The following is a 7,349-nucleotide window of genomic DNA, read 5'->3' on the forward strand; positions in this document are numbered from 1 at the left end:
CCGGCCGCGGCCGATGCGCCCGCTTCCGGCGCGGAAGCGGGAGCGCCTGTGCTGTCGCCGCCGCAGGCGGCGAGCAGCAGGGCCCCGGCGGCGACGGCTCCCACCACCGCCACGCGGCGGTGCAGTGGCCGGTGGAGGGCGGGCTTGAAGACGGTCATGTCTGTGTACCTCGTGTGATCGATTCTGAACGAGCGGATGGGCAGGCGTCGTCGCAGGCGGCCCGGAAGGGCGCGCCCGCGCAGGATCACCGGCCTAGAGCCGCAGAATCGACAGTTGTGCGAGGTCGGGCGCTCGGGGTGGAGGGTTGGCACGTACGACCGCGAGAACCCCGGCGGCGAGCCGGGCGCACCAGTCGCGTCGGCCCACGAACACCACGTGGAGCAGCAAGGCCAGCGCCCAGGTGCCGAGGACCGCCACGCACAGCGAGACCATGTCCATGGCCATGCCCGGCTCATGCCCATCCGGCGATGCGGGGGCGCCGGCGCCGGCCGGGGCGGCATTCAGGTCCGTAGCCCCCATGGCAGCGGGCGGGCCGGTATCCGTGACGGCGTCCGCGTGGTGCCCGTGCACGGGCATCGCGCCCGTGCCGGCCGTGTGCGAGGAGGCGAGCGTCCCCGTACCGGAGTCTCCGCTGGGGTGACCGACGGTGTGCATGACGAACACGCCGAGTGCCAGCACCACGACAAGCAGGAGACGCGCTGCCACGCCCACCGCTCGTGTGTACTGCCGCACCATCACGCATACCTCCGTTCCGTTGCCGACGATATCCCGGGCCGTAAGGGCATACGGCTGTGAGCCGATCGCGTTCCGTCAATGACCGTGGCCGTCGTGCGTCCGCGTCCCGGCCGGTGTTCCTTGATCAGCCGACGGCGTGGAAGCCGCGCAGGCGCAGGCTGTTGCCGACGACGAAGACCGAGGAGAAGGCCATCGCCGCGCCCGCGATCATCGGGTTGAGGAGCCCGGCCGCGGCCAGCGGCAGGGCGGCGACGTTGTAGGCGAAGGCCCAGAAGAGGTTCGAGCGGATCGTGCCGAGCGTGCGGCGTGCGAGCCGGATGGCGTCCGCGGCGGCGCGCAGGTCTCCGCGTACGAGAGTGAGGTCGCCGGCCTCGATCGCCGCGTCCGTGCCCGTACCCATCGCCAGACCCAGGTCGGCCTGGGCGAGTGCCGCCGCGTCGTTGACGCCGTCGCCGACCATGGCGACGCTGCGGCCCTCCGCCTGGAGACGCCTGACCACGTCGACCTTGTCCTGGGGCATGACCTCGGCGATCACGTCGTCGGGTGCGATGCCCACCTCGGCGGCGACGGAAGCGGCGACCGCCTTGTTGTCACCGGTGAGCAGGATCGGGGTCAGGCCGAGGGCGCGCAGTCGGCGGATCGCTTCGGGGCTGGTCTCCTTGACCGCGTCCGCGACCTCCAGGACTGCCCTCGTCCTGCCGTCCCACGCCACCGCGATGGCGGTACGCCCGGCGGCCTCCGCCTCCGCCTTGGCGCGCTCGAGCTCCACGGGCAGTGCCATGGCCCACTCGGCCAGGAGCTTCTCGCGGCCCACCAGGACGGCGTGCCCGTCGACGATGCCCTGAACGCCGAGGCCCGGGATGTTCGCGAAGTCCTCGGGCGTGGGCAGCGTTCCGACGCGGTCGGCCGCCCCCTTGGCCACCGCCTGCGCGACGGGGTGCTCGGAGGAGTGCTCCAGCGCACCGGCCAGCCGCAGGACTTCCCGCTCGTCCGTCGCCTCGGTGACGTGGACCTTCAGGAGGGTCATCCTGCCGGTGGTGACGGTGCCGGTCTTGTCGAGGACGATCGTGTCGACCTTGCGGGTGTTCTCCAGGACCTCGGGGCCCTTGATGAGGATGCCGAGCTGGGCGCCGCGCCCGGTGCCCACCATGAGGGCCGTCGGGGTGGCCAGGCCCAGGGCGCAGGGGCAGGCGATGATCAGCACGGCGACGGCGGCGGTGAACGCGGCCGTCAGACCTGCGCCGTTGAGCAGCCAGAAGCCGAGGGTGCCGAGCGCGAGGGCGATGACGACCGGCACGAAGACGGCGGAGATGCGGTCGGCGAGGCGCTGGGCCGACGCCTTGCCGTTCTGCGCGTCCTCCACCAGCTTGGCCATCCGGGCGAGCTGGGTGTCGGCGCCGACCCGGGTGGCCTCGACGACGAGCCGTCCACCGGCGTTGAGGGTGGCCCCGGTGACGGCGTCACCCACGCCGACCTCCACCGGCACGGACTCGCCCGTGAGCATGGCGGCATCCACGGCGGAGGAACCCTCGACAACGGTGCCGTCGGTGGCGATCTTCTCGCCCGGCCGGACCAGGAAGCGGTCCCCGGCCCGCAGATCGGCGGTGGCGATCAGGTGCTCGCGGCCGTCGCGCAGCACCGTGACCTCCTTCGCTCCCAGCTCCAGCAGCGCTTTCAGCGCGGCGCCGGCCTTGCGCTTGGACCGGGCCTCGAAATACCGCCCGGCCAGGATGAACGCGGTGACGCCGGCGGCGGCCTCCAGATAGATGTTCCCGGCACCGTCACTGCGCGAGATCGTCAGCTCGAAAGGGTGCGTCATGCCGGGCATCCCGGCGGTCCCGAAGAACAGCGCCCACAGCGACCACAGGAACGCGGCCGACGTACCGAGCGAGATCAGCGTGTCCATGGTCGCTGCGCCATGCCGGGCGTTGGTGAAAGCGGCCCGGTGGAAGGGCCAGGCCGCGTAGGTGACGACCGGAGCGGCCAGCGTCAGGGAAAGCCACTGCCAGTACTCGATCTGCAGCACGGGCACCATGGCCATCGCGATCACGGGGACGGACAGTGCCACCGCAGTGATCAGGCGGTGCCGCAGCGGCCGCAGCTCATCCGCTTCTTCGGCTCCCGCGGCTCCCGCGGCTTGCGCGGCTCCCGCGGCTTCCGCGTTCCGGGCGGATCCCCCCGCAGCGCTCGCGCGAGGGGGCACCGGAGGTGCGGCGGTGTAGCCGGTCGCCTCCACGGTGGCGATCAGGTCCGCCACGGACACGACTCCGCCGCGGTAGCTGACCCTGGCCTTCTCGGTGGCGTAGTTGACCGTGGCCTCCACCCCGTCCATGCGGTTGAGCTTCTTCTCGACACGGGCGGCGCACGAGGCGCAGGTCATGCCACCGATGGCGAGTTCGACCTCAGCGGTACCGGGCACCGTGGTTGTCATCACTGCTCCTCGAACTGGTGGAAGAAGGTCAGGCCGCGCCGGGTCCGCGGATGGGGCCCGGCGGCGGGTTCCGGACGGGCCGCGGGCCGCCCGAACCCGTGGAGCGAATACCCTAGGGGGGTATCGCCAACCCTGATCATGTATACCCCCACCCCGTATTTTTCGCAAGCGACCCCCAGGTGTTTCGATCGAGGCAGCCGGGCCGGGGCGGGCGGCGCATGGCCATCCGCCCCGGCCCTGGCGCGGCCCGGTCGCGTCAGGCTGCGGCGGGCTGGGGTCCGGCGGCGGGCGCCGGGTCCGCGAGGCGGCCGGTGCGGTCGAGCCCGTACAGGGCGGCGGCGCAGGCAAGGCCCAGCAGGAGCAGCGCGATCCACGGCAGCGCGGACACTCCGGCGTTGCGGGCGGCATCGAGTGCGACCCCGGTGAGGAAGTTGCCCAGGGTGATACCGACACCGCAGATGGTGTTGTACAGGCCGTAGTGCGTGGCGACGAGGCGGTCACCGGAGAGGCGGACGATGGTGTCCATCTCGAACGGATAGGCGATCATCGTCCCCACGGCGAGCAGCAGCGCGGACAGCGCGGGCGGCACCGCCGCGAGCAGCCACAGCCCGGTCCCGCCGTCCGGTACCGGTATCGCCGTGGCGATCAGCAGCGGTACGAACGCGCCCCCCATGGTCAGCAGACCCCAGGTGAGCGCACGACCCGGCTCCATCCGGGCCTTGCACCACGCGGTCACCCTCGTCTGACCGAGAATCGTGCTCAGACCCGACACAGCGAAGAGCACCGCCACCGCGGCCGTGCCGAACGTCCCCTCGCCGCCCAGGCGCCGTACTTCCAGCGGCAGGGCGAGATAGACCTGGAAGGACATCACGTACGAGCCGATCATGGCGAGCGAGAACAGCAGGAACGGCCGGTTGGCCAGGATGCCGCGCCACTGCGACAGCACACTCTCCCGCCGCCCGTTCGCCTCCACCTTGGCGTCGTCGGCCCTCCGCGCCGGCAGGGCGCGGATCTGCACGACGCTCAGCACCGCGAAGATGCCGGCCGCCGTCAGGCACGTGACGCGGAAGTCGACACCGGTCAGCACCATGCCCACCAGCGGGCCGAGCAGGATTCCGGCCTGGTAGAAGACGTTGAACAACGCGAACGCCTCCACCCGGCGCTCCCCCGCGTCCACTGCCAGATAGGCGCGGGAGGCCGGGTTGAACAACGCGCCGGCCAGTCCCGTGGCGGCGGAGGCGGCGATCAGCGCCGGCACCGAGTCGACCAGACCGAGGGTCGCGAAGCCTGCGGTGCGCAGCACGAGCCCAGTGATGATCACCGGCTTGTAGCCGAGCCGGTCGGCCAGCGTGCCGCCGACCAGGAACATGCCCTGCTGGCTGAAGTTGCGCACCCCGAGGATCAGCCCGACGAGCCATCCGGCCAGCCCGAGGGGCCCGGCCAGGTGCGTGGCGAGATAGGGCATCAGCATGTAGAAGCCGAGGTTGATGGTGAACTGGTTCACCATCAGCAGCTGGACACTACGCGGGTAGCCACGAACCTGCGTGACGGCGGCCTTCACCGGCCCTCCTCCGTATCAGCCTCGGGGCGCCCGTCGCCGGCATCGGCCTCGGGGCGCCTGTCGCCGGCATCGGCCTCGGAGCCCCTGGCATCGGCGGCCGGACCGTCCGTGCCCGCGGCTCGGGCGAGGGCGAGTGGGTCGGCCACGCCCGTGCACCGGGTCCAGCGGGTGACTTCCTTCTCGTCCGGGCAGCCGATCACGTCCGGCTCGGATGCGGGCGGCGAGTCGAGGAGGCCGTGGGCGGCGCAGTAGTCGTCGTCGTACACGGTGGCCAGGTAGCGTTGCGGCCCGTCGGGGAAGACCGCCGCGATCCGGGTGTCCTCGGGCAGAGTGCGCGCCAGCCATCCGGCGACCAGGGCGACCGCGCCGACGCTCCACCCGCCGGTGGCGTAGTGCGAGGCGGCCAGCTGCCGGCAGGCCCACACCGCCTCGCCCGGGGCGACCCAGTGCACCTCGGTGAAGTTGTCGTAGGCGACGTTACGGGGATAGATGCTCGACCCGAGTCCGCGCATCAGGCGGGGGCGGGCGGGCTGGCCGAAGATCGTGGAGCCGATGGTGTCCACGCCCACGAGCCGCAGGTCGGGGTAGAGCTGGTGAAGAACGCGGGAAACGCCCGCGGAGTGCCCACCGGTGCCGACACTGCACACCAAGGCGTCGATGTGCCCGAGTTCCGTGGCGAGTTCGAGGGCGAGCGGGGTGTACGCGGTGGTGTTGTCCGGGTTGTTGTACTGGTCCGGGCACCACGATCCGGGGTGCTGCCGCAACAGCTGGGTGACGCGGTCACGTCGTGCCTGCTGCCAGCCACCGGTGGGGTGGGGCTCGGAGACGACGTTGACCTGGGCACCGTAGGCGGTCAGCAGCCGGGTCATGGACAGTTCCAGACCCGGGTCGGTGACCAGGGTGACCGGATGGCCGTGGACCATGCCCGCAAGGGCCAGGCCGAGGCCGAGCGTCCCACTGGTGGACTCGATGATCCTGCCTCCGGGCTTCAGATCCCCCCGGGCCCGGGCACGTTCGACCATGTGCAGGCCGGGCCGGTCCTTGATGCCGCCGGGATTGAAGCCTTCCAGCTTCGCCCAGAAGCCCCGTCCCTCATGGGCGAAGGGCTCGCCGACGTGCAGGAGGGGAGTGTTGCCGACCAGACCCGTCAGGGCGTCGTGGCCGGGCTTGGTGAGATGTCGTGCGGTGTTGGGAGAGTGCATCTCTCGTCTCTCGTCTTTCGGTGAATGGCGCGTCGGGTGCTGATCTCTCGCACGCCGCCCCGCCTTGGGCGGACGGGCCCGGGGCTCAGTGGCAGGGAGCGGCGGCCGCGGCATGCTGCGGCTCGAAGGGCATGGCCTACGTCCGCCACCGGCACAGCGCGCACAGCACGAAGCGGCCGGACATGAATCTCCGGGCCTCCCCCGGCACACGGGCAGCCCCGTCGAGTGCCGCCGGGCGCGCCCCTGTTGCTTCGGCCTCCGCCGCACCGGTGATCGGCGCACGCACCTGCTGACGTCCGGTCAGCTCCGCATCCGAACCGGTCGGTGAGCAGGAGGAGTCGGCAGGAGCCGCAGCAAGCGGCACCAGCTCGGCGCTCCGTGGGGCGCCCGAGACCGTACGGGCCGGGCCGTGAGCGTGGCCGGACTCGTGCAGCAGCGACGCACAGTCGAGCGCGATCAGGAGCAGCGCGCTCAGGAGCAGGGTGAGCAGCCGGCACGGCACAGAGGCAGCCGGCAGTGGGCGAACGCGGGATGGCGGGAGCACAGTTCCTCCGCAGGAGGGCCGTCATGCACCACACGGTGCACCGGAACGGCGGGAGGGCGGGGCGGGCAGTGTCAGGACATCGCCGCAGAGATCCGCCTCGCATTGCGCGGTGGCGCATAGGGCGAGGCAGGTGGCGGCGAACTGGCCGGCCACATCGCGCACAGCCGCGGTGGGCTGTCCCGGAACTGTGTCAGACGGGAATGCGTCGAGAGCCGGCGAGCAGACGCCGCATCCTAGACCTGCAGAACTGTGGCTCTTATCGACGTGCTCGGCAATTGCTTGGCCGACGCCACGTCACCGAAAGCGACGGGAGCAGGTGGGCCCGACGGAGAACTGGCCTGCTCGACGAAGGCACAGGCGCCCGGGGCATCCAGAGCAGGGGTCTGCTCCGGCTGGCCGGGCACGCACTCCTGAGCCGGATGGGACGGGCCGTGACCACCACCGTGATGGTCCACCGGCACGTCCTCGGCCGCGTGGCTGTCCATCAGGTGGCTGTCCATCGCGTGGCTGTCCATCGCAGTCGCCGCACGCACGGTGGCGCTTGCGTCGAGATGTCCGGTGACGCCTTCGGCACTCACGCCGTGCGCGTACACGAAGGCGAACAGCATCACGGCCACCCACAGCATGCGCAACGGACCCGCCGATGAGCGGGCCCGCGACATGCGGGAGGACGACCAGGCCGTGACCATGCCGTGATCGTAGCGCCTCGCCCTGACAACCCGCCGCCGCCCCGGTCGCAAACACCACGCCGGCATCCAACACGGCGGCCAGGCACCGGTACGGGAGTGTCATGAATCAGGTGTGTTCCTCCCCGAAGGAGTCACCTGATGAATACGACGACTGATCACCTGATCGAGGCCGGGGGCGGCGTGTCGC

At 71.4% G+C, this 7,349-nt stretch carries 6 protein-coding genes; all 6 read right to left on the bottom strand.

Translation table 11 applies throughout. From position 1 onward, the window contains the following. Positions 1 to 252 precede the first annotated feature (252 nt). Entirely contained in the window at positions 253 to 705 is a 453-nt protein-coding gene (locus ACWGI8_RS35520; protein ID WP_453667370.1) for a DUF6153 family protein, read from the bottom strand. Positions 706 to 859: 154 nt separating this feature from the next. Continuing rightward, positions 860 to 3,166, bottom strand: a complete 2,307-nt coding sequence (locus ACWGI8_RS35525) for a heavy metal translocating P-type ATPase (RefSeq protein WP_453667372.1) — start codon at positions 3,164 to 3,166, stop codon at positions 860 to 862. Between the two features lie 256 nt (positions 3,167 to 3,422). After that, positions 3,423 to 4,673 carry an MFS transporter gene (locus tag ACWGI8_RS35530; RefSeq protein WP_453667379.1) on the bottom strand — a complete coding sequence of 417 codons (1,251 nt, stop codon included), beginning with the start codon at positions 4,671 to 4,673 and terminating at the stop codon, positions 3,423 to 3,425. 50 nt (positions 4,674 to 4,723) lie between these two features. Next, positions 4,724 to 5,929 carry a PLP-dependent cysteine synthase family protein gene (locus ACWGI8_RS35535; RefSeq protein WP_453667374.1) on the bottom strand — a complete coding sequence of 402 codons (1,206 nt, stop codon included), beginning with the start codon at positions 5,927 to 5,929 and terminating at the stop codon, positions 4,724 to 4,726. A 136-nt stretch (positions 5,930 to 6,065) separates the two neighbouring features. Beyond that, complete coding sequence (locus tag ACWGI8_RS35540) at positions 6,066 to 6,431, bottom strand: hypothetical protein (protein ID WP_453667376.1); 366 nt, start codon at positions 6,429 to 6,431, stop codon at positions 6,066 to 6,068. Between the two features lie 275 nt (positions 6,432 to 6,706). After that, positions 6,707 to 7,162, bottom strand: a complete 456-nt coding sequence (locus ACWGI8_RS35545; protein ID WP_453667377.1) for a hypothetical protein — start codon at positions 7,160 to 7,162, stop codon at positions 6,707 to 6,709. Positions 7,163 to 7,349: the final 187 nt, after the last annotated feature.

The sequence above is a fragment of the Streptomyces sp. NPDC054841 genome (genome assembly GCF_053611045.1).